We start from the raw sequence: 25,478 nt of genomic DNA on the forward strand, positions 1-25,478 counted from the left end.
ATAGCTGCACGGCAGCGTCGCTGACCGATCGCGATTGAAATCGCTCCCACATGCGAATCAAACCCTCCCGTTCAACCTCGTCGGACAATTCCGACAAAAGCGATGTTAACGCTAACAATCTGGTGTTAGAGTGCGCCCCATTCGTTGACCGATCCTTTGGAGGACTGCCCATGTTGACCTGCGGAGAACTGCTGGTTGAGCTGCTGGAAGGCTTTGGCGTGGATACCGTGTTCGGTATCCCTGGCGTACACACGGTAGAGCTGTATCGCGGCCTGCCCAATACCGCTATCCGTCACGTGACCCCGCGCCACGAGCAGGGCGCAGGCTTCATGGCCGACGGTTACGCCCGCGTGTCCGGCAAGCCGGGCGTGTGCTTCATCATCACTGGCCCGGGGATGACCAACATCACCACTGCCATGGGCCAGGCCTACGCCGATTCCATCCCGATGCTGGTGATTTCCAGCGTCAACAACACCGAGCAGCTGGGCATGGGCGGCGGCCGTCTTCACGAGCTGCCGTCCCAGCGCAACCTGGTTTCTGGCGTTGCCGCCTTCAGCCACACCCTGATGCGCCCCGACGAGCTGCCGGACGTACTGACTCGCGCCTTCGCCGTATTCAATGGTGCGCGTCCGCGCCCTGTGCACATCGAGATTCCGATCGACGTGATCACGGCCCCAGCCGACCACGTACGCCGCAAGCTGGGCGCTCTGCCGAGCCGCCCCGGTCCTTGCCTGGACGCCATCGCCCGCGCAGCCGAAATGCTCAAGGGCGCCAAGCGTCCGCTGGTGCTGCTGGGTGGCGGTTGCGCCGACGCCGGCGCTGAAGCACAGCGCCTGGTCGAAGCACTGGATGCGCCTACCGCCTACACCATCAACGCCAAGGGCGTGCTGCCCAAGAGCCATCCGCTGGCGCTGGGCTGCAACCAGGCCTGGGTGCCGGTGCGCCAGATGGTGCTGGAGTCCGACGTGGTGCTGGCCATCGGCACCGAGCTTGGCGAGACCGACTATGACGTGGTGTTCGACGGTAACTTCCGGATCGAGAGCCAGCTGATTCGCATCGACATCGACGCCGAGCAACTGAACCGTAACTACCCGGCCGACATCGCCATCCTCAGCGACTCTCGCAAGGCAATGGCTGCCCTGGCCGATGCGCTGGGCGCGAAGGCTGCTTTCCATGCCGAGAGTGCCGGTTCGAAGCGTGCAGCTGCCGTGCGCGAGCAACTGGACGCGCAGTGGCCGGAAAGCTGGAACGGCCAGCGCAAGGTTCTGGAAACCCTGCAGCAGACCCTGCCGGACCTCATCGTGGCAGGCGACTCGACCCAGCCGGTCTACTCCGGCAACCACCTGTTCGAGGCGACCCGTCCGCGCAGCTGGTTCAACTCCGCCACTGGCTACGGCACGCTGGGCTACGGCCTGCCGGCGGCTGTCGGTGCCAAGCTGGCCGCTCCCGAGCGTCCGGTTATCGCGCTGATCGGCGACGGCGGCATCCAGTTCACCCTGCCGGAACTGGCCTCGGCCGTGGAGGCGGGCGCGCCGATCATCGTGCTGCTGTGGAACAACAGCGGCTACGGCGAGATCAAGCGCTACATGAAGAACCGCGACATTCCCACCATAGGCGTCGACATCTACACCCCGGACTTCCAGGGTCTGGCCCGTGCCTTCGGCTGCAATGCCGAGAAGGCCGAGAGCCTGGAGCATCTGGCCGAGCTGCTGAAGTCCGCCGCCAAGGCCGATCGCCCGACGGTGATCGAAGTGTGGGAGCACGCGGAGTTCCTGGCCTGATCCAGGACCGTTCCCGCTTTGTAGAGGGGCCGCGTTGTGGGAGCGAATTCATTCGCGAAAAAGGGCGACGTCGTCGCTCCGGATTTGTTGGGCAGGTCTTCGACCTGCTTCGCGATTGAAATCGCTCCCACACGGAATGTTCAGGGATAATGCGCCTCCCTGAACACGGCGCCAGAGGCCAGGATGTCGACCAAGAGCAAACCCACCCTGCACGACGTCGCCCAATTGGCCGGGGTATCCGGCATGACGGTGTCGCGGGCGCTGAGCAAGCCGGATATGGTTTCCGAGCGGACTCGGCAGAAGATCGAGCAGGCAGTACGCGAACTGGGTTACGTCCCCAACCTGGCTGCCAGCCAGTTGGTGACCCGACGCAGCGGCATTATCGGTGCGCTGATCACCACCATCACCAATCCCATCCTCGCTGCCACCATCGAGATCCTCCAGCAAGGGTTGGCACGGGCCGGTTACCACCTGCTGATCGGTGAAACCCGCTTCTCCCAGGAAGAAGAAGGCAAGCTGTTGCGCGCTTTCCTTGGGCGCCAGCTCGACGGGCTGATTCTCGCCTACGGCTACCACGCGCCGGAAACACTGGAGCTGCTCCAGTCCACCGATGTTCCGGTGATCGAACTCTGGGACCTGCCCGAGGGCGAAATGCCGCGCCAGCCCGTGGGCCAGGTGGTGGGCTTCTCCAACTGGACCGCCGGCGCTGCGGCGGGGCGTCACCTGGTGGAGTGCGGTTACCGCAAGCCGGCCTTTTTCGGGTACGACGATGAGCGCGAAAACCTGCGCTTCGCCGGTTTTCGCCAGGCCGTTCTTGACGGATTGGGCATCGAACCGCAGCGTTTCAAGACTTCGCCTGTGCCGCTTATCGATGACGGCGTGGAGGTGATCCAGCGCGTCGCCCGCAGCGAGATCAACTGCGACAGCGCTTTCTTTACCAACGACATGCCGGCCATTGGTGCGCTCTTCACCTGCCAGCGCCTGGGCATCCGGGTTCCTGACGAACTCGCCATTTGCGGCTTCGGCGACCTGCCCATTGCGCGGGTGGCGATGCCCTCGCTGACGACCGTGCGAATCCCGGCCGAGCGCGTGGCCAACGCCACCGTGGAGTTGCTCTGCCAGCGCATTCGCGGCGAGCAATCCTGGGACGCTCTGGTGGATGTGGGCAGTGAACTGGTGGCGCGGGAATCGACGGCGCTAAGGCGTTAAGGCGTCAACAACACGTGCACCGCGCGCGGCCCATGGGCGCCGTAGAGCAACTGGCCGCCAATGTCCGCCGTGCTGGACGGGCCGGTCACCAGATGCACTGCCTGGGTGTCGTGCGCCTTCAGCAACGGCCAGAGTTGCTCCAGGCGAGCCAGAAGCCGGCTGCGTGACAGCACCACCAGGTGATGCTCCGGCAGGAAGTTGAGCCGAGGCGGGTTGTCGGCATTGGCGAGCATCACCAGGCTACCCGTTGCGGCGATGCCGGCGAAGGCCTCGCCCACGGCGACAGTGTGATGGGGCAGGGCGCTGCCGACGTCCACCGGAAGGTCGCGCCAATCCAGGCTGGCCAGGGATGGGGCGAGGGCGACCGGTCCTTCCAGCCGCCGCCACGCCAGATACCCGGCGAGGGCGTCGGGCAGCGCCTGCATGCCTGGCAGGCATTCCATGGTCACGCCGGTGACGGCGAGCCGTTCGCGCAGGTGTTGTTCCAGGTCGCCGGCAGCGGCCAGGGCAATTGCGCTGGAGAATGGCCTGGGCGCCGGGGCATCACCCTGCTGACGCCCGACTGCTAGACGAACCTTGTCGAGGATCGCTGCGCGTGAGTCGCTCATGGTGCATCCCTCTTCTGTTGCTTTTCCCAGAGTTGCTGGAAGGTCGCGCCCTGTGGCGCCGGCATGTCGCGTTCGGCTGTCCAGGCACCTGCAAGGGGCAGGCGACGCAAGCGTCCTCGGCTGCCAGCAACCCGGCGCAGGATTTGCGCGAGCATCGCGCTGGCGAACCGGTAAAGGGCAGGGCGACGCGCCAGGGCGCCCCACAGGCGCAGGCCCCAGCGACTGCCGGTTGGCGTCAGGTGCCGTTGCCACTGCTGATGACGCAGCTCGCGCAGCATGTCTGGCAGAGGAATCTGCATCGGGCAGACTTCTTTGCAGCGGCCATTCAGGGTGCAGGCGTTGGGCAGGTGGCGCGTATCGTCGAGGCCGGCGAGGTTGGGCGTCCAGACCGATCCCATCGGGCCGGGATAGATCCAGCCGTAGGCATGCCCGCCGACCCAGTTGTACACCGGGCAGTTGTCCATGCACGCGGCGCAACGGATGCAGCGCAGCATGGGACGGAATGCGCCGGCGAGCATCTCGCTGCGGCCATTGTCCAGCAACACCACATGGCATTCCTCCGGACCATCATCGGCTGGGCCGCCGTAAATCGAGGTGTAGCTGGTCAGCGGCTGGCCGGTGGCGCTGAGGGCCAGTAGTTGTAGATGGGTGCCCGCGTCGGCCAGCGTCGGCAACACCTTCTCGATGCTCGCCAGGACGATGCGCACCCGTGGCAGCAGGCTGGTGAGGTCGCCGTTGCCCTCGTTGGTCACCAGCACGTGCGTGCCGTCCTCGGCTACGAGGAAGTTGGCGCCGGTGATGCCTACGTCCGCGTCGATGAACCGCTGGCGCAGCAGTCGACGGGCTTCCGCCAGCAGGTCAGCCGGGTCGAGCAGGTACTCGTCGCGGCCCAGCTCCTGGTGATGCTCATGGAACAGCGCCTGTACCTGCCTGAGCGTCTTGTGGATCGCCGGGCCGTTGATGTGGCTGGGCGGCTCGTCGGCCAACTGAAGGATGTACTCGCCCAGGTCGGTTTCGAAGCGCTGGATGCCGGCGCGGGCCAGGGCAGCGTTGATGCCCATTTCTTCGCCGATCATGGTCTTGCCTTTGATGACCTGACGCGCTCCGGCCTGCCGGCAGATGGCGAGGACTTGCGCTTGGGCCTCCTCCGGCGTGGCGGCCCAGTGGACCTGTACGCCGCGTTGGGCGGCAGCGGCTTCGTAGCGCTCCAGGTAATGGTCGAGGTGCGCCAGGGTGTGATCCTTGATGGCGCGTGCCTCGTCGCGCAGGGTCTGGAAACTGCCGGTGGCACCTACCTGGCGGCGAACGTGGGCGGCGAAATGGCGGTTGTCGGCCATCGCCTCTTGCAGCTCGGGGTCGAACAGCGCGACACGGGCCGCGGACTTGAAGCGCGCTGAACGCAATTCCATCAGTCGCTTCTCCCTTCGCCGATTGCGAGGCCGTCGGTCATGCCCGCCAGCACTTCGGCGGTGTGAAACACCCGTACCGGACTGCCCAGCCGGGTCAGGCGGCCGCTGATGTTGAGCAGGCAACCGAGGTCGCCGCCGAGCACGATGTCGGCGCCGCTGGCATGGATGTTCGCGACCTTCTGGCTGGCCATGCGGGCGGAGATATCGGGGTACTTCACGCAAAAGGTGCCGCCGAAGCCGCAGCAGGTTTCCGCTTCGTCCATTTCCACCTGTTCCAGCTCGTCGACCTCAGCCAACAGGCGCCGTGGTTGGTGCTTGATGCCCAGCTCACGCAGGCCGGAGCAGCTGTCGTGGTAGGTGGCGATGCCAGGCAGGCGTGCGGCGGGACGGAAGTTCATGACTTCGTCGAGGAAGCTCAACAGCTCATGGCTGCGGCCGGCCAGGTCGAGCGCACGTTGATGCCAGGCCGCGTCGTCTTCGAGCAGGTGCGGGTAGTGCAGCTTGAGAAGACTGACGCAAGAGCCGGAGGGGCCCACTACGTAGTCGTAGTCGTCGAACGCCTCGATCAGCTTCTGCGCGAGTTCACGCGCGAGTGCTGTGGCACCGCTGTTGAAGGCCGGCTGGCCGCAGCAGGTCTGGTTCGCGGGCACTTCCACCTGGCAGCCGGCCTGCTCCAACAGGCGAACGGCAGCGAAGCCGACACTGGGGCGGTAGAGGTCCACCAGGCAGGTGTGAAAGAGCGCCACGCGAGGTTTCGAGTTGGACATCGGGCACCGGCTGAGTCGAAGTTGGGTGTGGCGGACTCTATGTTAGCGATAACATTCGTGTCAACGCGATACCGGGCAGGGGGTGACCTGCGGTCCGGCGCTGGTGGAGAATGCAGCATTTTCCATACCCGAGTCGCGATGCCTTGAGTTACTCCGTCTTCGACCTTGCCCAGTGGCTACGACGGGAAGCCAGCCTGATCGATGCCATCGGCCAGCCGGAGTTTCCCGCGCGCCTGTTGCAGGCACTCTTCGCTGCGGTGCCCATCGACACGGCCTTCATCGTCGCCCATGCCCCGGGCCAACCCCCGCTCATGCTGGAGGAAGGGCGAGTGTTGCCCGCGCGGCGCGAGGAGGTTCATCGCTATCTGGCCGGTCCCTACCTGCTGGACCCGGTGCATCTGGCGTGTGTCGAGGGGCGTCGCCAGGGGTTGGTGCGGCTGGCGGATATCGCCCCCGACCAGTTCCAGGAGTCTGAGTACTACCGCAATTTCTACTCCTCCCACGGTCTGGCGGATGAAGTGAACATTCTCATCCGCCTGGAGGGCGCGGGCGGTATTGCCCTGTCGATGGGGCGAATCGCTTCTCACGGCGCCTTCGCGCCCGAGGAACTTTCCGTACTGGCTTCCATCGAGCCCATGGTGGCCGCTGTTGCCCGCAGGCACTGGGCTTCGGAAGCGGTCAGCGGCGATGGCGCAGGGCAGGCCCTGCACGCGCAGTTGGAACGCGCCTTCAACCGCTTCGGTGGTGACTGCCTGACTGATCGGGAGGCTGAAGTCGCGCGGCTGATCCTACGGGGGCACTCGTCGAAATCGGTGGCGCATGAACTGGCTATCAGCGCAGATACGGTGCGGGTCCATCGCAAGAACATCCATGCAAAGCTCGGCATAAGCTCCCAGGGCGAACTGTTCTCGCTGTTCCTGGCCGCCATCGCCACGCCGGGCGCGGCATGACCGGGCACTTACCCTAATCTGGGTATGGTTCCGTCCGATGGCCTTACCTAGGCTGTCCCCCATCGTCACCACCGGCCGCGCGCCGGTGGCCAACCGGGAGACAGCTGCATGGCCAACACACAAATCCATTCATTGCGTATCAGCGGCGAGCGCCTCTGGGGCCGCCTCATGGACATGGCGCGGATCGGTGCCACCGAGCAGGGCGGTTGCAACCGGCAGGCCCTGACCGACCTGGACAAGGCCGGTCGCGACCTTTTCGTGGGCTGGTGCCGCGAAGCGGGTTGTGAGATCAGCGTGGACCAGATGGGCAACGTCTTCGCCCGCCGCGCCGGCCTCGAAGACGACCTGCCGCCGGTGCTCACCGGCTCGCACCTGGATACCCAGCCTACCGGTGGCCGCTTCGACGGCGTCTATGGCGTGCTGGCGGGGCTGGAGGTGATCCAGACCCTGAATGACGCAGGCATTCGCACGCGTGCCCCGCTGGAGGTGGCGGTGTGGACCAACGAAGAGGGCGCGCGCTTCTCGCCGGCCATGATCGGCTCGGGTGTCTGGGCGGGCGCCTTCGACCTTGTCTATGGCCACGGCCGCACTGACAAGCAGGGCACGAGTATCGCCAGCGAACTGGCCCGCATCGGCTACCTGGGCGAGCGCCCCGCGCGGGCTCGCCCACTGGCGGCCTCCTTCGAAGTGCATATCGAGCAGGGGCCGATCCTCGAAACCGAGGGGCTGCAGGTGGGCGTGGTAACCGGGGTGCAAGGTATCCGTTGGTACGACCTGACCCTGGAAGGGCAGCCGGTGCATGCCGGCCCCACGCCGATGACGGTGCGTCGCGATCCATTCATGGGGCTTGGCGCCATCCTTCCGCGCCTTTACCAACTGGCCGAGGAACATGGGCCCTGGGCTCGCGTGACCTTTGGCGACATCCGCGCCGAGCCCGGCTCGCGCAACACGGTGCCGGAGCGCCTGGTGCTGGCGGTTGACCTGCGACACCCCGACCAGGCTGTGCTGGCGCGGCTGGACGCCGACTTTCGCCGCATCGTTGCCGAGGAGGCCAGTCGTCATCGGTTGCAGGCTGACATTCGCGAGGAATGGCATTCCCCGGCGGTGACATTCAATGGCGACTGCGTGGCGGCCGTGCAAGGCGCGGTGGATGCGCTCGGCTATACGCATCTGCGGATGTGCAGCGGCGCCGGCCATGATTCGGTGTACCTGTCGCGGGTCGCCCCCACCAGCATGATCTTCGTCCCCTGCGAAGGGGGCATCAGCCACAACGAGGCGGAAAACGCCGCACCTGCCGACCTTGAAGCCGGCGCCAACGTCCTGCTGCACGCCATGCTGCGCATGGCTCAAATTTGACCTGGAGAACCTGATGAGCGCATTCACCCTGAAACACCGCCTCGACGGTGGCGACACCCCTCGCCTGGAAAACTGGGGGGCCGATTCCGAATACGGCGTCCTGCGTGACGTCCTGCTCGGGCCGGTGGATCACTACCACTGGCTGGAAACCAGCTCCATCTCGCGCAAGAGCCTGCGCCTTGGCTATCGCTTCGACGCATCCGTGGCGCGTGCCCAGCATGCGGAGATGGTGGACGCGTATCGGGAGGCGGGCGTGACGGTGCACATGCTGCCGACGGACCCGAGTCTGAAGTATCAGGTGTTCGCCCGAGACTCCAGTGTGATGACGCCCTTCGGCCCCATCGTTACCCAGATGGCCCAGTGGTGGCGTCGTGGCGAGTACGCGCCGGTAATCCAGTTCTACAAGGACAACGACATCCCGATCTACGACATGGTCACCGCCGGGTCTTTCGAAGGCGGCGACTTCATGATGCTGCAGCCGGGCGTGATTCTGTGTGGCTATACCGGCGAGCGCTCCCAGGAGCCGGCGGTGCAGCAGATGAAGGGCTGGTTGGAGGCCGAAGGCTGGGAAGTGAAGCTCTACGGCATGGACCCCTTCTTCGTGCACATGGATGCGCTTTGCGTCATGTTGGCCGAGCGTCTGGCCGCCGTGTGCGTGGACGCCGTGGAGCCGGAACTGGTTGACTGGCTGAAGGCCAAGGGCATCGAGATCGTCGATATCCCCTTCAAGGATGCGATGGAGCTGGGCTGCAATGTGGTGGCACTGGGCGAGGGCAGGGTGCTGTTGCCTTCCACCAGCAAGACGCTCAAGGAGAAATGCCTGGCGCTGGGCCTCAAGGTCTATGACCCGGACATCAGCATGATCGCCAAAGGCGGTGGCGGCGTGCATTGCATGTGCCAGCCACTGCGCCGCGATCCGGTCTGACGGCAGCCTTGTCGGGGGAGGGCCGCGGGGCGAACCTGCGGCTCACTCTGCCCTTTAAATCATCCTCCTTCAGGCGCTATCCGCCGCCTGGACCTTCCGCCCATTGCAGCAGCCAGTCGGCAAAGCGCCTGAGTTTCGGGTCGCGGCTCTGCTTCGGTATCACCACGTAGTATTTGCCTGCCACCAGCGGTTGCTGGCAGGCGATCACCAAGTGGCCATCCTTGACCTCGCGATCGACGAAGAAGCGCGGCAGCACGGTCGCCCCGAGGCCGTGCAGGGCTGCGTCGAGCACGAACTGGAAATGTTCCAGGCGCTGGCCGGGCAGGGCCTCTATTTCCTTGGCGGAAAGGCCGGCACTGTGCAGCCAGAGCTGGGTAGAGGACTTGGTCAGGCTGGTGAGTGAGCTGTGGTGGAGCAGGGGATAGCGCAGGATGTCGCGCCGTTCTACGATGGGGCCGAAGCGCTCCAGCAGGTCCGGCGTGCAGACGGCGACCATCTCACCCTCCATCAGCAATCGCGCATCGAACTCCGGCCAGTCGCCGTCGCCGTACAGAATGCCCACGTCATAACCTTCGTGCCGATCATAGAGGCGGCGCAGGTCGTTCATGATTTCCAGTTCGACTTCGGGATGCTCGCGGGCGTACTCCTTGAGCTTGGGCAGCAGCCAGCGGGTGGTGAATGAGGGCTCGGCGCCGACCCGCAGTCGCCCCGAGTGGCTGCTGCGTACGCGCATGGTGGCGGCTTCCAACTGGTCCAGCAGCAGGCTGACTTCTTGCACGTACTCGCGGCCCTGGTCGGTCAGCAGCAGGCGCTGGCGCACCTTCTCCACCAGCGGACAGCCGAGCATGTCTTCCAGATTCTTTATCTGCCGGCTGACGGCGCTCTGGGTGAGGTTCAGCTCCTCGGCGGCGCGGGTCACGCTCATGTGTCGGGCGAAAGCGGCGAAGCAGCTGAGGGAGATCATACTGGGGAGCTGGCGGCGCATCGGAGTTCATTACATTTTGGAATGATTGTCAGCAAGATATATCGATATTCGCACCTGGGCAAGCGCTCTAATCTCAGCCCCGAGGGACCATTGAAGGGTAGGCGCATCCCCCCGGTGCGTAGGCTCACGGACGCGCCGAGCTGCCCAGCGATGTCGATACTTGACCGGCTGGAATGCTCCATGACAACAAGCAGCAATGAACAGATGCTCCGTACCGACCTCGCTGCCGCTTACCGGCTGCTGGAGGTCAATGGTTGGAGCGACCAGGTCTTCACCCATATCTCGGTCAGGCTGCCGACGGATGAGCCTGCTTTCCTGATCAACCAGTATGGCTTGCGCCCGGACGAGGTCACCGCCTCCAACCTGGTGGCCATCGACGTCAACGGCCGCAAGCTCGACGACCGCGCCCCCGAAGTTAACCCCGCCGGTTTCACCATCCACAGCGCCATTCACTTGCACCGCCATGATGCCGTCTGCGTGATGCATACGCACACCCTGGCCGGCATGGCCTTGGCAGCCCTGGAAGAAGGGCTGTTGCCGCTGAACCAGACCAACATGGCCTTCTACGAGCGGGTTGCCTACTACGACTACGAAGGCATTCCGCTGGACCTGGGAGTGCGCCAGCGCATCGTCGCCGCCCTGGGCGACAAGAAGGCCGCCATCCTGCGCAACCATGGACTGCTGACCGTCGGCCGCAGCGTGGCCGAGGCCTACTTCCTGATGTTCTACCTGAACAAGGCCTGCGAGATTCAGCTGGAGGCCATGAAAACTGGCCGCCCGCTGCGCATTCCGTCCCATGAGGATTGTGATTTCACGGCCCGCCAGTTCGACAACGAACGCTACCACCTGGAAAGCGTCGACCTGGTCTGGCAGGCCGAATTGCGTCGACTGGACCGCCTGGACGCAACCTTCAGGGCCTGATGCCCGTTCCGAACGCTTGAATCTGCCGTGCGAGCCGGGGCCACCAGCGACCGGTGCAACATCCACTACAAATACAAAAAGGTGTGACCATGCAAGAACAACCCGATGCCGGATCGGTACTTCCCCAGTCCGGAGGTCCCTTGAGCCAGTACAGCACCGCACAGCTGCTGCGCTTCCTGATCCCGTCGCTGATCGGCGTGATGCTGTTCCTGGTGCCGTTCGAGATCAACGGCAAGAGCAACATCCTCATTGCCTACGTGATCGACTACATCAACGACGTGGTCAAGCCGATGATGGTGCCGGTTACCGTCGGCGTCGCCACCATCCCCAGCCTGCTCACCCTGCTGGTCACCTTCAGCGCGCTGAAGAAGAACCCCAACCGCTTCATCCAGCTGTTCAACCCGGGGCTGGGGTGGACCGCCGTGCGCGTCATCGGCGCCGTTCTGATGGTGATGACCTATTGGAAGATCGGGCCGGAGTGGATCTGGCACCGCAACACCGGCGGCGTGATGCTCTATGACGTCGGCCCGGTCGTTTTGGCCATCTATTTCCTCTCGGCCATCCTGCTGCCGCTGCTCACCGACTATGGCCTGATGGAGTTCGTCGGCAGCCTGGTCAGCCGCGGATTCGAGAAGCTGTTCGGCCTGCCCGGCCGCGCCGCGGTGGACTGCATGGCCTCCTGGCTGGCGGCCTCCAGCGTGGGCATCATCCTCACCACCCAGCAGTATCGCCAGGGCTACTACACGAGCCGAGAGGCCTGTGTGATCGCCACCAACTTCTCCATTGTGTCGATCGCCTATTCCTACCTGCTGCTCAAACTGATCGGCATGGAGCACGTCTTCGTGCCCTGGTACATCGCAGTGGCCATCACCGGCCTGCTCTGTGCCCTGATCGTGCCCAAGTTGCCGCCGCTGCGTGGCAAGCCGAATGCCTATAACCCCGTCGTGGGCAAGCAACTGAAAACCGATCGTCGCGAAGGCGAAGGCCTGTTCGCCCTGGGCCTGCGCCGCGCCATTGAGCGTGCCGATACCGCGCCGTCGATCTTCGCCCAGGTGCGCCATGGCGTTCACGTGAGCATGGACATCGCCATCTCCGTCTACCCGGCGATGATGGTGATCGGCTGCCTGGGCCTGGCCCTGGTGGAGTTCACTCCGCTGTTCAAGTACATGGCGATCCCGCTGGTGCCCTACTTGGAGCTGCTGCAGTTGCCAGAAGCCGAGAAGGCCGCCCCCGCGCTGCTGGCCGGCATGGTCGACAGCATCATGCCGTCGATCCTGGGTGCCAGCATCCAGAGCGAGGTCACCCGCTTCGTGATGGTGGGCGTGGCGGTCAACCAGATCATCTTCTTCACCGAAGCGGCCATTCTGCTGATTCGTGCCGACATCGGCCTGAAGCTGCGTGACCTGCTGATGATCTACGTGCTGCGGGTTCTGGTTTCGCTGCCGATCCTGGCGCTGCTGGGCCACCTGATCGTTGGCTGACCGGCGCCCGGGGTGCCGCCAGGTACCCCGGCCCCAAGCCCATAACAAGATTCCCGATTCGGACTTCACTGCCATGGATAAACACACCGACTTCCGCTCGTCGAACCTGCCGGGGCCTTCCGGCGCCGCCGACCTCGTGCTGCTCAACGGCCGCATCTACACCGTGGACGAGTCCAACTCCTGGGCCGAAGCGGTGGCCATTCGCGGCGGGCGATTCGTCGCGGTCGGCTCCAGCGCCGAGATGGATGGCCTGATCGGCGCCCATACCCAGGTCCTCGACCTGAAAGGTCGCTTCGCCATGCCCGGCATCTACGACATGCATACCCATCCGGACCTGAAACTGGCGCCGGGCTACGCTGGGTATCTGGAAGTGGGTGTCGAGGACCCGACACCGGAGCAGGTCAAGCAGGCCATTCTCGACTACGCCGCTGCCCATCCTGGCGATGGCTGGGTCTACGGCCAGTATTTTGTCCGTTACACCTTCAAACAGGCCGGCCTGGTGCCGGATCGCGAATGGCTGGACAGCGTCCTGCCGGATCGTCCGGTGGCCATCCTCGATCGTTCCTGGGGCTGCATGATGGTCAACTCCAGAGCATTGGAGCTGGCCGGTATCGACGCCAATACCCTGGACCCGCGTCATGGCTACATCGAGCGCGACAGCGTGACGGGTGAGCCCACCGGCATCCTGGTCGACGGCGCCTACGCACTGATTCATGCCGCCATGCCGCCGACTCCCCAGCACGCGCTCAAGCGTGCGTACCGCGAAGGCGTCTGGTTCCAGAGCGGTCATGGCGTGGTCGGCACGAAGTACGTGCACGTCTGCGAACACCGCCTCAATGCGCTGAAATCCATCGACCAGGTCGGCGAGCTTTCAGTCCGCGTGGAAGCCGCCATCAGTTGGCAGGACGATATCTTCCCGGTGAAGCGCCGTTGGGAGCTACTGGCCGGCGAGCGCCACTTCTATAGAAGTGCGCGGCTCAATGCCAATGCGGTGAAGTTCCACTTCGACGGCACCCACGAGTCGCGCTCGTCCTACCTGTCCAGCGCCTGGCCGGGTGATGCCAGCTGGCGCGGTCACCTCAACCTGACCCCGGAACACATCACCGACATGGTGGTGGACATGGATCGCAAGGGCATCCGCGTCATTGCTCACTGCACCGGCGACGGCGCGTCGGACCTGTTCCTCGACGCCGTAGCCGAGGCGCGTCGGCGCAATGGCTACAGCGGCGTGCGCCACCAGTGCGCCCACAGCACCACGTTGCTGGATGCCAACCTGCCGCGCTTCGCCGAGCTCAACGTCACCGCCGAGTTCTCCCCGGTAGGCTGGTTCCCGTCCTCCTTCGCCAATGCCCGCGCGGTGTTCGGCGAAGACCGGATGCAGCGCGCGTATAACTTCAAGGGTGTACTGGAGCACGGCGGCGTTGCGGTCATGGGTACCGACTGGCCGGTGTCCAGCATCAACCCCTGGATCGGCTTCGAGGCCATGGTCACTCGCGAGAATCCCTACGGCGAGGAAGAGGGGCAGTTCTATGGCAGCCCCATCAGCCTGGAGCAGGCCATTCGCGTGATGACACTCAATGGTGCCTGGTGCATGGGGATCGAAAACAAGGCCGGCTCCATCGAGGTGGGCAAGTCCGCCGACCTCATCGTGCTCGATCGCAACCTGTTCGAGGTAACGCCCAAGGGCAACATCCACAACACCCAGGTGCAGCTGACTCTGCTGGAAGGCGAAGTGACCTGGGACCGACATGGCGAGTTCGACGAAACCAGCTACGCCGCCACCTGGCGTGGCGAGTTGCCGAATTTCTGATGTGCAAGGCCGGGAGAATCCCGGCCGACGGCCAAGAGGCAGGACGATGAGTAAACGCAATCCCATCCCCGTGACCATAGTTTCCGGCTTTCTCGGCGCCGGAAAGACCACCTTGCTGAACCGCATCCTCACCAGTGATCACGGTCTGCGCATGGCTGTGATGGTCAACGACTTCGGTGCCATCAATATCGATAGTCAACTGATCGTCAGTCAGACCCAGACCATGGTCAGCCTCGCCAACGGCTGTATCTGCTGCACCGTGGAAAGCGACTTGATCGAGCAGCTCGGGCGCCTGCTGGACGACCGCGCCAATCGGCCGGAGTACATCGTCATCGAGGCGAGCGGGGTATCCAATCCGAGCAAGATCGCCAATACGCTGCGTTACCCGCAGTTCCGCGAAGCGCTGGCCATCGACAGCATTCTGACGGTGGTCGATGCCGAGCAGTTCGGGCAGCTGGACGGCGCCATGGCCCAACTGGCAATGGAGCAGCTGGACGTGGCGGACATCATCGTGGTGAACAAGGTGGACCGGGTTGGTCGCGAGCAGATTGACGCGCTCAAAGCCCGCTGGTTTTACCCTAATGCCCGGGTGCTGGAGAGTCAGTACGGCGAAGTGCCGCTGGAACTGGTACTGGGGGTTGGGCGCTTCAAGGCAGGGTGGAGCTTCCGTCCAGCTGCCGTAGCTTCGGCCCCGGTGGTAGCGGCCGTGAAAGAAGAGGATCACTCGGTGATCTTCGAGACCTGGAGCTTCGCCAGCGAGCGGCCCATGTCGCTCAAAGCCTTGCGTCAGGCACTCTCGGCCCTGCCGGCGGATATCTACCGCGCCAAGGGGGTTTGTCAGATCGCCGAAGCGCCGGGCAAGCGTTGCATCCTGCATCTGGTGGGAAGCCGCAGCGAAATCCTGCCGGAATCGGGTTGGGAGGGCCGGGAGCCATACACGCAACTGGTCTTCATCGGTAAGCGAGGGAGCATCGACACGGCGTCGATGCAAGCGGCGTTCGGGAAGTGTGTGGCCTGACTTCATCCGTCATTGGGATGACCGTATGTGGGGTGAATTCATTTGAACTTGCGAGACCACGTCCTGTGGAGGTGGTCATGAGTCGTCGGCTCTTCCTGTGACGATTCGAATCCGCGGGCTAGAAGGATGATCCCAATCCGGTGGGGTGCTCCGTGCGCACCGTCGGTTTGACGTGGCGTCGAAGCTGATCCTGAAATCGGTGCGCTAAGCGCACCCTGCGGTCCAGACCGAGCTGAAGAGGTCAGCCTTGCGCGCGGGGTTGGATTCGCCCCTACAAGGGCGGCGGCGCTTACCTGAAAACAAGCTTTCCGCCCCCCAGAAAGACTGAAGGCGCCACATGTGGCGCCTTCTGCCTTTCGAGGAACTGCATACATCGTGATTGCCTGCCTCTGAACTGTGCTCCGGGATCAGCTGATGCGGTTGGCACCAGTGCGGTCGGCACCGCCTTCGGCTACGTCGAAGCCTTTGGTGCGGTCGGAGCCGCCTTCGGCAACGTCGAAGCCTTTGGTGCGGTCAGAGCCGCCTTCGGCTACGTCGAAACCTTTGGTGCGGTCAGAGCCACCTTCGGCTACGTCGAAGCCTTTGGTGCGGTCAGAGCCACCTTCGGCTACGTCGAAGCCTTTGGTGCGGTCGGAGCCGCCTTCGGCAACGTCGAAGCCCTTGGTGCGGTCGGAGCCGCCTTCGGCTACGTCGAAGCCCTTGGTGCGGTCGGAGCCGCCTTCGGCAACGTCGAAGCCTTTGGTGCGGTCAGAGCCGCCTTCGGCTACGTCGAAGCCCTTGGTGCGGTCGGAGCCGCCTTCGGCAACGTCGAAGCCCTTGGTGCGGTCGGAGCCGCCTTCGGCAACGTCGAAGCCTTTGGTGCGATCAGAGCCACCTTCAGCAACTCGCAGGGACTGGGAACGATCAGAACCGTTCTCCGCGATGCGGTTGGCACCAGTGCGATCAGCACCGCCTTCGGCTACACGGTTGATGGTGGTGCGGTCGGAACCCCCTTCAGCGACAACGGCACCCTGCGGCAGGGCAAAAGCAGTGGCGGACAGGCTGGCGATGAACAGGCTGGCGAGGATTTGCTTTTTCATTTTGGGCACCTTGGTGAGGAGGGGTTGGAATTCGTCTACGGGGCCCATGTTACTGATGTGATTTCGATGAAGAAGTGATCCTGCGTGATGGTTGCCATCGATGCTAATGATAGTTATGTGAGTACCATTAAAAACAATAAGTTAGGTGTTAATTAGGAGCGCAGTTGCGCAAGATGGAAAGGCGTTTTCTATGGGATGGAATAATCGATTAAATCGATTTATCTGCCCGATAGAGTCGCTCCATTGCAACCTCGGTCACGCGTTCTGCCTGATGGATACAGTCGAAGCTACGGCTGAAAGTGCCGCATTAGAGCGCTCGGAGCACTGTTCGCGTTTTGCAAACACTGTTGTCGCCCGGTCTGGAATTGTTGCCTGCGGGTGCCGCTCGTAACGTTCACTCATCCACTACAACAACAAACGGTGAATGAGATGAGCACTGCCGCGTTCCGTACCGTCTTCGGCTCGCTCGACGACCATCGCATGGGGTCGATCGAGATCATCCAGGGCGAAGCCCGCCACTACGCGTTCTCCAACATCTTCGACGTTGCCAGCCGCTCCGCCCCCTATGAAAAGGTGGTGGTCGGCCTGAACCTCGGCTACGTGATCGAAACCCTGCGCGCCGAAGGTGTCTCGCCCTGGTACACCGCCGCCCACGACGAATTTGCCATTTCCGTGGACAGCGAGGTGCGCGTGGACTTCCTCAAGCTCGACGAGCCCCTGGCGGATGGCGAAGGCACGCGTCTGGCCGGTGAGCAGCCCAAGGGTCGCCCGATGGGTTACGTCCTGCTCAAGCGCGGTCACCAGGCCCTGCTGCCGGCGGGCTGCGCCTACCGCTTCGAAAGCGCGCGTCCTGGCGTACTGCTGCTGCAGACAATCAAGGGACCGCTGTCGGTGGAGAAGTGGGCAGACATCTGCCTGAAGTGACCGCCTGACCTACAACCAGAACAAGAGGACATCCACCATGGCCATGCTCGAATCCCTCGACACTTCCGCCAGCTTCGCCGCCGATGAGGTGGAAGCCAGCCTGCCCGATGCAGTTACCGGCTACCGCGCATTCAAACTGGGCGCCTTCACCCTGTCCCGCGACGAGTATTTCGTACGCATCCAATGGCCGGCCAAAGGCCAGGAGCGCTCGCACCTGATTCCTGCCGATGCCTTCCTGCGCGCCACCATGCGCGATGTCGCCTGGGGCTTCTTCTACGGCTGGGTGAACTTCGATGAAGTGATCGGCACCCGCAACCACTACGGCAAAGTCGACCTCTACGCCGGCACCTTCAACGGCGTCCTGCGCGAGGCAGGCGTCGACTACACCGAACAGTTCGAGACGCCGAAGATCATGGCCACCTTCAAGGCCATCCTGCGCGACTGGACCAACGCCGGCTTCGACCCCTTCGCCGCACCGGAAGAAACCGGTAGCGCCTTCGGTCGCAAGAACGGCGACAACATCGAAGCCATCGAGCGTTTCCGTGTCGCCACACGCCGCATGCCGGGCCTGCCGGACGATTCGCCGCTGCGCAATGACCTGCCGGTGAACCGCCAGTTCGTCGACGTACCCCAGGATGAGCCGGAAATCCATGCCGCCGAAGGCTTCGAAGGTGAACTGCATGCCTTCAACCTCTACAAGTACCTGTCCCGCTCCGACGTGACCTGGAACCCGTCGGTCAGTTCGGTGTGCAAGGCGAGTCTGTTCTGCCCGACCACCGAGGAATTCATTCTCCCGGTATTCCACGGCAACGATCGCGTGGAGTGGTTCCTGCAGCTCTCCGACGAGATCATCTGGGACGTGGCCGACAAGGACGATGGCGCTCCGCGTGCGCGCATCACCATGCGCCCTGGCGACATCTGCGCCATGCCCGCGGACATCCGCCATCAGGGCTACTCGACCAAGCGCTCCATGTTGCTGGTTTGGGAGAACGCCACGCCGAACCTGCCGCAGCGCTACGAAAGCGGCGAGCTGCCGCCGTACCCGGTTGAGTTCTGATCCATACAGCTCCCTCTCCCGCCGGGAGAGGGTTGGGGTGAGGGTCGCCTCATCTCCTGAGCAAGCCCCGTAATTGTCCAATGCCGCCGCTGAATTCCCGCGGCGCCCGGAGAGCTTTACCCATGCAAAACCAACTCTTCATCGACGGCCGCTTCGTGCCGGCCCAGAAGGGCGGGACCATCGAAGTCCTGTCTCCCCACGACGGCTCGCTGATCACCCATATTGCCGCCGCTGAAGCCGAGGACGTGGACCTGGCGGTCGCAGCCGCCAAACGTGCCTTTCCAGCCTGGGCCGCGCTGTCCGGTGCGGAGCGTGGGCGTCTGCTGCTGAAGCTGGCGGACAAGATCGAGGAACACCACGAGGAGCTGGCGCAGCTGGAGTCCCTGGATACCGGCCACCCAATCCGCGACTCGCGCAGCCTGGATGTGCCCCGTACCGCGGCCTGCTTCCGCTATTTCGGTGGCATGGCGGACAAGATCGAAGGTGCGGTGATCCCGGTCGATACCGGCTTCCTCAACTATGTGCAGCGCAAGCCTGTCGGCGTGGTCGGTCAGATCGTGCCGTGGAACTTCCCGCTGATGTTCACCAGCTGGAAGATGGGCCCGGCGCTCGCCGCCGGCAACACGGTAGTCATCAAGCCGTCCGAGATCACTCCGCTGTCCACCCTGCGCATCGCCGAGCTGATGAAGGAAGTGGGCTTCCCTGATGGCGTGGTCAACGTAGTGCCGGGATACGGCCACACCGCCGGCCAGCGTCTGGCCGAGCACGAGGACGTGGGCAAGATCGCTTTCACCGGCTCCACCGCCACTGGCCGGCGCATAGTCGAAGCCTCCCAGGGCAATCTCAAGCGGGTGCAGCTGGAGCTGGGCGGGAAGGGCGCCAATATCGTTTTCGAAGATGCCAACCTGGACGCTGCCGTGAACGGCGCTGCCTGGGCGATCTTTCACAACCAGGGCCAGGCCTGCATCGCCGGCTCGCGGCTGATCCTCCATGAACGCATCGCCGACGAGTTCCTCGAGCGCTTCATCGGCTTGGCGCGTTCCATCCGCCTGGGCAGCCCGCTGGACCCGAACACCGAGATGGGTCCGCTGACCTCTGCCCAGCATCGCGACCGCGTGCTGGACTATGTGGACATCGCCCGCGCCCAGGGCGGGCGCATTCTCACGGGTGGCAAGGTGCCCAGCGATCCGGCGCTCGCCGCCGGCTACTACATCGAGCCGACTGTCGTCGAAGCCCACCCGGACCACCGCGTGGCCCAGGAAGAGGTGTTCGGTCCCTTCGTCACGGTTCTGCGCTTCTCCACGGATGAAGAAGCCTTGGCAATTGCCAACGGCACCCAGTACGGCCTCGGCAGCGGCCTCTGGACCCGCGACCTGCAGCGCGCGCACCGCATGGCGGCGAACATCCATGCTGGCATGTGCTGGATCAACTGCTACAAGCGGGTCAGTCCCGGCAGCCCGTTCGGTGGCGTCGGCCAGTCCGGCTATGGCCGTGAGATGGGCTTCGAGGCCATCCACGACTACACCGAGGCCCGCTCCGTGTGGGTCAACGTGGACGCGAAGATTCCGCCCCATTTCAAGCGTTGAGGTCCTGCATGAATCCCTTCATCTATCAAGGCCTGGCCTCTCGTGTGGTATTCGGTTGGGGCAAGCTGGAAACCCTGGCCGAGGAACTGGACAAGCTCGGCGCCCGCCGCGCACTGATCCTCACCACACCAGAACAGCGGCACCTCGGCGAGCGGGTGGCAGAGATCCTCGGTGAGCGTTCGGCCGGGGTCTATCCGCAGGCGGTGATGCATGTGCCGGTGGAAGTGGCCCGTGCCGCCCGCGACGAGGCGACCCGGCTCGGCGCCGATTGCTGCGTCGCCATCGGCGGTGGTTCCACCATCGGCCTGGGCAAGGCCATTGCGTTGGAGTCCGGCCTGCCGATCCTGGCGGTGCCGACGACCTATGCGGGGTCCGAGATGACCCCCATCTATGGCCTCACCGAAAACCGCCTGAAGAAAACCGGGCGCGATTTTCGCGTGCTGCCCAAGACGGTGGTCTATGACCCGCAACTGACCCTGAGCCTGCCGTCGGCAATCTCTGCCTGCTCGGGCATGAACGCCATGGCCCATGCGGTGGAAGCGCTCTACGCCCAGGATGCCAACCCCATCATCGCCCTGATGGCGGAAGAGTCGATCCGTGCGCTGGCCGAATCCCTGCCGGGCGTGGTTGCCAACCCGGAAGATGCCGACGCCCGCAGCCGCGCGCTCTACGGTGCCTGGCTGGCTGGCATCTGCCTGGGCTCGGTGGGCATGGCCATTCACCACAAGCTCTGCCACACCCTGGGCGGCACCTTCAATCTGCCCCACGCACAGGCCCATGCGGTGGTGCTGCCCCATGCGGCGCACTACAACCGCGAGGCTGCCGCCGAACCCCTGCGCCGTGCCGCGTGTGCGCTAGGGGGCAAGGAGGCGGAGGAGGTGGGGCCGCTGCTGTTCGCCCTCAACCGGAAGCTGGGCATTCCCGCATCGCTGGCCGAGATCGGCCTGCCCGAGGAAGGGCCAGCGGAAGCCGCTGCGATCGCCTGTTCCAGTCCCTACTACAACCCGCGCCCGTTCGAGCAGGACGCCATCGAAACCATGCTGCTGCGCGCCTGGAAGGGCTTGCCGCCGGAATAACTGCTCCGTGTAGGGCGCGCCGTGCGCACCTGAGGCCTGCACAGGCGTCCTGGTGCGCCCGGCGCAACCTGCAGACGACGAGAATTGAGACCCACGGGAACACAAGATGAACAACATCCCGGCCAATGAAGCCCGAATCTCCGCGCAGGCCGTCGCCGCCTTCGCCAACACGCCCAACCCGCGCCTGCGCCAATTGGTGCAGGGCCTGGTGCGCCATCTCCATGCCTTCGCCAGTGAAGTGGAACTGACCGAAGACGAGTGGCTGGAAGGCATCCGCTTCCTCACTGACACGGGCAAGAAGTGCGATGGCACTGTGCGTCAGGAGTTCATCCTGCTCTCGGATGTGATTGGCCTGTCCATGCTGGTGGACGCCATTAACCATCGCGCCAGTGAAGCCGCCACTGAAACCACGGTGTTCGGTCCCTTCTACATCGCCGGCATGCCCGAGCGCGGCCATGGCGAAAACATGGCCTTCACTCCGGGTGAGCCGGCCCTGGTGCTGGGCCGGGTGCTGGATGCAGCCGGCGAGCCCATCGCCAATGCCGTGCTGGATGTCTGGCAGACGGCCGAGAACGGCATGTACTCCGGACAGGACCCGGACCAGCCGCTGGCCAACCTGCGGGGACGCTACCGCACGGACGCCGAAGGCCGCTTCGCGATCCGCACCATCGTCCCTGTGAGCTACCCGATTCCCACCGATGGCCCGGTAGGGCGTCTGCTCCAGGCCAGCGACCGCCACCCCTGGCGCCCGGCGCACCTGCATTTCATGGTCATGGCCGAGGGGCAACGGACCCTGGTCACCCATCTGTTCAATCATGACGATCCCTACCTGGAGTCCGATGTGGTGTTCGGCGTGAAGGATTCGCTCAAGGTGGTCTACCAGCCGTGCCAGGCAGGTCATCCGTTGGCGGCCGAGCATGGCATCGATGGTGCATTCCGCCTGGCCAGCTACGACTTCGTGCTGGAGCGCGCATGAGCCAGTACTTTGCCGTCTTCGCTACAGACAAGCCTGACCAGTTGGCCCTGCGCAACCAGGTGCGTCCCGCCCATCGCGAACACTTGCGCAATCCCTATCCGCATCGGGTGGTGGTGCGCCTTGGTGGACCTACCCTGGACAGCGGCAACGGCCGCATGAACGGTACCCTGCTGGTGGTGGAAGCCATGAGCCTTGGTGAGGTCCAGGCATTCCTCGGGGACGACCCCTATGTCCGCGCCGGCCTGTTCGAGCACATCGAGATCCGCCCCTGGAACTGGGGCCTGGGTAACCCGGAGTTGCGCGGGTGAGCTTACTCTGCACGCTGGACGCCATCGTCGACGGCGGCGCCCTGGCCGTGGAGTGCATGCTCGAGGGCAGGGCCCATCCACTGGTGTTGGTCCGTCGTGGCGAAGAGGTGTGGGGGTACCGCAATCGCTGCCCGCATTTCTCGGTGCCGCTTGATTTCCGTCCGGGTGAGTTCAGCACCTATCGCGGCCAGGTCCTGATGTGCGCCCACCACAGCGCACTGTTCCGCTTTGAGGACGGCCACTGCATTGAAGGTCCCTGCGCAGGCAGCCGACTCGAAGCGGTGCCGGTGCGGGTGGTGCAGGGGGCTGTGGTGCTGCTGTAGGGGCGCCGCTCTTGTTGTAGGGGTGATTTCAATCGCCATGCGGACCGAAGGTTCGCCGTCACAGGTGCCAGTCCCGTGTTTTGGGCGTGTGGGCTTCGCTGCGCTCTGCGCCAACCTACGGGGCAGCTGCGCCGCCCTTGGCGAAGCAATTCGCCCCTACAGGGATTCGCAAGACTTCCGCGTCTTAACAAATGCCAATGCCCAAATCCACTAAACCTGTGATAACGGCCCCTCGTTCATCACAGGCGGCAAGCAATGAACCTGTTCGAAGACATGCGGGTATTCGTGGTAGTGGTCGAAACCGGCAGCTTTTCGGCGGCTGCGCAGCGGCTCAACATCGTCAAGTCGGTGGTCAGCCGGCGCATGAGCGCGCTGGAGCGGCACTTGGAGTGCCGGTTGTTCAACCGCACCACCCGACGCCTCAGCCTGACCGAAACCGGCCTGGACTATTTCGAGCGCGCACAGCGCATCCTGCGTGACCTGGCCGAAGCCGAGGAGGCGACCCGCAGTCTGCAGAGCGAGCTGCGCGGGCGCTTGCGCCTTGCCGCACCGATGTCTTTCGGGCTGAAACACCTGTCGCCGGCACTCAACGAGTTCATGCGTGTCCACCCCGGCCTGGACGTGGAGCTGGACCTCAACGACCGCTACGTGGACCTCGTCAACGAAGGCTACGACCTCACCTTGCGCATTGGTCGCCTGCCGGATTCCACCCTGGTGGCCCGTGAGCTGGGGCCCTGTCCCCATGCAGTCTGTGCCAGTCCCGAGTACCTCGCGGCCCATGGCGCCCCGGAAGTGCCGGATGATCTGCGCGAACACCAGTGCCTGGGCTACAAGAACCGCGCGAACAGCAGCCAGTGGCAGTTCCTCATGGGGAGCGAGTGGCGTTCGGTGGTGGTGCGGCCGCGTCTGATCGCCAACAACGGCGAGGTGCTGGTGCAGGCGGCGGTGGATGGCCTGGGGCTGGTGTCGCTGCCGCGCTTCCTGCTGGAGGAAAGCCTAGCCAATGGCAGGTTGGTGGAAGTGCTGCGGGACTTCCCGCTGCCCAGTTCGCAGATCTACGCCGTCTGCCCGCCGGGGCGGCGCTTGCCGGCCAAGGTGCGGGCGCTGATCGACTTCCTGGTGCAGCGGTTCGCCACCAATCGGTAGGGTGCGCCATGCACGCCGGTCGGGTTTAGGAGTGGCCTGGTCGACTGGTCATCGTGGGAGCGATTTCAATCGCGAATGAATTCGCTCCCACAGCAGTAGCCTGGACCACGCCTCACGAGCCAATTCGAAGCTCCCGAATTCGAATGGATAGACGTGATTTCCGTCCGATAACCGCCCATCCCGCAATCCCGATTTCCGCGCCGGCCGCTCTAGCGCGGCGTGTGCGGCATTGTTCGTGAAGCACGAACACTCATATCGCGGAAACCGGAATTGTTGGCGGGGAGGGGCGCTTGTAGCTTGCGACCCAACCGAGCAACCAGACCCGCACTGCCAGCGGTGCACGTCTCGGCTTCAGGCTGACTAATAACAACAAGGTAGCTGCCATGATCCCTCGCAAGCCCCTTTCCGTGTCATCGCTGTGCGCTCCGGTCCTGGCGGCCGCCGCGCTGTTTCCCGCACTCACCCAGGCTGCCGAGCCGGGGCCGTCCGGTTCGCTGTTTCGCAGCGCATTCGGCGACGGCCTGGAAAAGGACTACGGCATCAAGGTCCATGGTTGGGCACAGGCCGGCTGGATCTACAACGACAACGGCAGCGACGACGTGAGCAAGCAGGCCTTCTTCAACAATGACGAAGGCTTCAATCTCAACCAGTTCGCCCTGGCTATCGAAAAAACACCCAAGGGCAATGTGGTCGGTCGCGTGGGCCCGTTCCCCGGACCGATGCCGCAGGAAGCCGACTGGGGCTTCAATGTCACCGCCCTTTACGGCAAGGACGCGCGCTTCTTCAAGACCTACGGCTTCGACGAAGACCTGGGCGTCAACCGCAGCGCGGACGCTAACGACGAAAACTTCAACATCGCCCAGGCCTACCTGGATTTCTACTTCCCTGTGCTCGGCGGCTCCAACCTGATGCTCGGTGTGTTCCACACGCCGCTGGAGAACGAGATCGGCTTTGCCCTGCCGAGCCCGGCGCCGACGGACTTCTACAGTCACACCTATTCCTTCATGCACGGCCCGGCCAAGCACACGGGGGCGCTGTACTCGTTCAAGCTGCCGCAGGAGGAGGGCGGCAGCATGCTCGGCTTCGAGCTGGGCGTGGTGCAAGGCTGGAACAACATGCAGGACCCCAATGGCGATCCGGACGTGATCGCCAACCTGCGCTGGCGCTCTGCGGACTTCCGTACCTGGGTCGACTGGGAAAACATCTACGGCAATGGCGCTGGCGACAGCTTCGCCGAATGCGCCTGCGGCTCGCCGCTTCCTGCCGGGACCGATGACCAGGACCTGACCCGCTACGCCTCGTACCTGACCGTGTCCCACGTGCTGGATGAGCGCAACCGGGTCGCCGTGGAGTTCAACTACGGCCAGCAGGAGGACGCAGCTTTCGCCGCCTTTGCCGACAAAGGCAATGCCCACTGGTACGGCACCGACGTCAACTGGTACCACCGCCTGGACGACAACCTGATGTGGAACAGCCGCGCCGAGTGGTTCTACACCGATGCCCCGGTGCATGTGGTGATGGCCAATATCGACCCGCAAACCGGCATCCCCGATCCGAGCTGGGGCAGCTTCTACGGCTTCACCACCAACCTGGCATGGACACCGGTGCCGAACGTCCGCCTGCGCCCCGAGTTGCGCTACGACATCCACAGCGGCAACGGCCGCGACGCGTTCGGCGGCGGTGGCGAAGACAGCCAGCTGATCGGCTCCTTCGACGTCACTGTCTTCTTCTGATCCGGCTCCAAACCACTGCCATCCCGGCCGGGCCCCAACGCGCTCGCGCC

At 64.2% G+C, this 25,478-nt stretch carries 23 protein-coding genes; 18 read left to right on the forward strand and 5 right to left on the reverse strand.

Going from position 1 to position 25,478, the window contains the following annotated elements:
• The first annotated feature begins 170 nt into the window (after positions 1-170).
• Positions 171-1,781: a 5-guanidino-2-oxopentanoate decarboxylase gene (locus D6Z43_RS05090; protein WP_120650909.1), complete on the forward strand. Its 1,611-nt coding sequence runs from the start codon at positions 171-173 to the stop codon at positions 1,779-1,781.
• Positions 1,782-1,964: 183 nt separating this feature from the next.
• Positions 1,965-2,990, forward strand: coding sequence for a LacI family DNA-binding transcriptional regulator (locus D6Z43_RS05095; protein WP_120650910.1), 1,026 nt, complete (start codon positions 1,965-1,967; stop codon positions 2,988-2,990).
• On the opposite strand, the gene D6Z43_RS05100 is transcribed toward D6Z43_RS05095, so the two are convergent.
• From D6Z43_RS05100 to D6Z43_RS05110, 3 genes are read right to left on the reverse strand one after another with little or no spacing between them, the layout of a single operon-like run.
• On the reverse strand, positions 2,987-3,598 hold the full coding sequence (locus D6Z43_RS05100; RefSeq protein WP_120650911.1) for an LUD domain-containing protein: 612 nt from the start codon (positions 3,596-3,598) through the stop codon (positions 2,987-2,989). The two genes, D6Z43_RS05095 and D6Z43_RS05100, sit on opposite strands and share 4 nt — an antisense overlap.
• On the reverse strand, positions 3,595-5,007 hold the full coding sequence (locus tag D6Z43_RS05105; protein WP_120650912.1) for a lactate utilization protein B: 1,413 nt from the start codon (positions 5,005-5,007) through the stop codon (positions 3,595-3,597). Before D6Z43_RS05105 ends, D6Z43_RS05100 begins: the two co-directional genes overlap by 4 nt.
• The gene (locus tag D6Z43_RS05110) at positions 5,007-5,774 is read right to left on the reverse strand and encodes a (Fe-S)-binding protein (protein WP_120650913.1); all 768 of its coding nucleotides are present in this window, start codon (positions 5,772-5,774) and stop codon (positions 5,007-5,009) included. The genes D6Z43_RS05105 and D6Z43_RS05110 overlap by 1 nt, the downstream gene beginning before the upstream one ends.
• Positions 5,775-5,884: 110 nt before the next feature.
• On the opposite strand from D6Z43_RS05110, the gene D6Z43_RS05115 reads away from it, so the two are divergent.
• From D6Z43_RS05115 to D6Z43_RS05125, 3 genes are all read left to right on the forward strand, one after another.
• Positions 5,885-6,724, forward strand: a complete 840-nt coding sequence (locus D6Z43_RS05115; RefSeq protein ID WP_120650914.1) for a helix-turn-helix transcriptional regulator — start codon at positions 5,885-5,887, stop codon at positions 6,722-6,724.
• 108 nt (positions 6,725-6,832) lie between these two features.
• Positions 6,833-8,080 (forward strand): Zn-dependent hydrolase, encoded by a 1,248-nt coding sequence (locus tag D6Z43_RS05120; protein ID WP_120650915.1) that lies wholly within the window; start codon positions 6,833-6,835, stop codon positions 8,078-8,080.
• Positions 8,081-8,093: 13 nt separating this feature from the next.
• Entirely contained in the window at positions 8,094-9,005 is a 912-nt protein-coding gene (locus tag D6Z43_RS05125) for a dimethylarginine dimethylaminohydrolase family protein (RefSeq protein ID WP_120650916.1), read from the forward strand.
• Positions 9,006-9,081: 76 nt separating this feature from the next.
• Here the strand turns inward: D6Z43_RS05125 and D6Z43_RS05130 are convergent, their stop codons facing one another.
• Positions 9,082-9,990 (reverse strand): LysR substrate-binding domain-containing protein, encoded by a 909-nt coding sequence (locus tag D6Z43_RS05130; RefSeq protein ID WP_256660949.1) that lies wholly within the window; start codon positions 9,988-9,990, stop codon positions 9,082-9,084.
• Positions 9,991-10,170: 180 nt separating this feature from the next.
• On the opposite strand from D6Z43_RS05130, the gene D6Z43_RS05135 reads away from it, so the two are divergent.
• The 4 genes from D6Z43_RS05135 (at position 10,171) to D6Z43_RS05150 (ending at position 15,220) form a co-directional block, all read left to right on the forward strand.
• The gene (locus D6Z43_RS05135; RefSeq protein WP_120650917.1) at positions 10,171-10,911 is read left to right on the forward strand and encodes a class II aldolase/adducin family protein; all 741 of its coding nucleotides are present in this window, start codon (positions 10,171-10,173) and stop codon (positions 10,909-10,911) included.
• An 89-nt stretch (positions 10,912-11,000) separates the two neighbouring features.
• Positions 11,001-12,392 carry a YjiH family protein gene (locus D6Z43_RS05140; protein WP_120650918.1) on the forward strand — a complete coding sequence of 464 codons (1,392 nt, stop codon included), beginning with the start codon at positions 11,001-11,003 and terminating at the stop codon, positions 12,390-12,392.
• Between the two features lie 73 nt (positions 12,393-12,465).
• Entirely contained in the window at positions 12,466-14,202 is a 1,737-nt protein-coding gene (locus D6Z43_RS05145; RefSeq protein WP_120650919.1) for an amidohydrolase, read from the forward strand.
• 46 nt (positions 14,203-14,248) lie between these two features.
• Positions 14,249-15,220 carry a GTP-binding protein gene (locus tag D6Z43_RS05150; protein ID WP_120650920.1) on the forward strand — a complete coding sequence of 324 codons (972 nt, stop codon included), beginning with the start codon at positions 14,249-14,251 and terminating at the stop codon, positions 15,218-15,220.
• 407 nt (positions 15,221-15,627) lie between these two features.
• On the opposite strand, the gene D6Z43_RS05155 is transcribed toward D6Z43_RS05150, so the two are convergent.
• Positions 15,628-16,299, reverse strand: coding sequence for a hypothetical protein (locus D6Z43_RS05155; protein ID WP_305955703.1), 672 nt, complete (start codon positions 16,297-16,299; stop codon positions 15,628-15,630).
• Between the two features lie 429 nt (positions 16,300-16,728).
• Here D6Z43_RS05155 and D6Z43_RS05160 point away from each other — a divergent pair, with 429 nt between their 5' ends.
• The 9 genes from D6Z43_RS05160 (at position 16,729) to D6Z43_RS05200 (ending at position 25,428) form a co-directional block, all read left to right on the forward strand.
• Positions 16,729-17,223, forward strand: coding sequence for a hydroxyquinol 1,2-dioxygenase (locus D6Z43_RS05160; protein ID WP_120650921.1), 495 nt, complete (start codon positions 16,729-16,731; stop codon positions 17,221-17,223).
• Between the two features lie 37 nt (positions 17,224-17,260).
• Entirely contained in the window at positions 17,261-18,280 is a 1,020-nt protein-coding gene (locus D6Z43_RS05165; protein ID WP_120650922.1) for a hydroxyquinol 1,2-dioxygenase, read from the forward strand.
• A 122-nt stretch (positions 18,281-18,402) separates the two neighbouring features.
• Positions 18,403-19,866, forward strand: coding sequence for an aldehyde dehydrogenase family protein (locus tag D6Z43_RS05170; protein ID WP_120650923.1), 1,464 nt, complete (start codon positions 18,403-18,405; stop codon positions 19,864-19,866).
• Between the two features lie 8 nt (positions 19,867-19,874).
• Positions 19,875-20,942 (forward strand): maleylacetate reductase, encoded by a 1,068-nt coding sequence (locus D6Z43_RS05175; RefSeq protein ID WP_120650924.1) that lies wholly within the window; start codon positions 19,875-19,877, stop codon positions 20,940-20,942.
• A 106-nt stretch (positions 20,943-21,048) separates the two neighbouring features.
• Positions 21,049-21,918, forward strand: coding sequence for an intradiol ring-cleavage dioxygenase (locus D6Z43_RS05180; RefSeq protein WP_120650925.1), 870 nt, complete (start codon positions 21,049-21,051; stop codon positions 21,916-21,918).
• Positions 21,915-22,226, forward strand: coding sequence for a YciI family protein (locus tag D6Z43_RS05185; protein WP_120650926.1), 312 nt, complete (start codon positions 21,915-21,917; stop codon positions 22,224-22,226). Before D6Z43_RS05180 ends, D6Z43_RS05185 begins: the two co-directional genes overlap by 4 nt.
• Positions 22,223-22,549, forward strand: a complete 327-nt coding sequence (locus tag D6Z43_RS05190) for a Rieske 2Fe-2S domain-containing protein (RefSeq protein WP_256660950.1) — start codon at positions 22,223-22,225, stop codon at positions 22,547-22,549. Before D6Z43_RS05185 ends, D6Z43_RS05190 begins: the two co-directional genes overlap by 4 nt.
• A gap of 255 nt (positions 22,550-22,804) precedes the next feature.
• Entirely contained in the window at positions 22,805-23,695 is an 891-nt protein-coding gene (locus tag D6Z43_RS05195) for a LysR family transcriptional regulator (RefSeq protein ID WP_120650927.1), read from the forward strand.
• Between the two features lie 383 nt (positions 23,696-24,078).
• Positions 24,079-25,428, forward strand: a complete 1,350-nt coding sequence (locus D6Z43_RS05200) for an outer membrane beta-barrel protein (RefSeq protein WP_120650928.1) — start codon at positions 24,079-24,081, stop codon at positions 25,426-25,428.
• Positions 25,429-25,478 lie beyond the last annotated feature (50 nt).

Source organism: Pseudomonas sp. DY-1 (assembly GCF_003626975.1).
Lineage (GTDB): Bacteria > Pseudomonadota > Gammaproteobacteria > Pseudomonadales > Pseudomonadaceae > Metapseudomonas.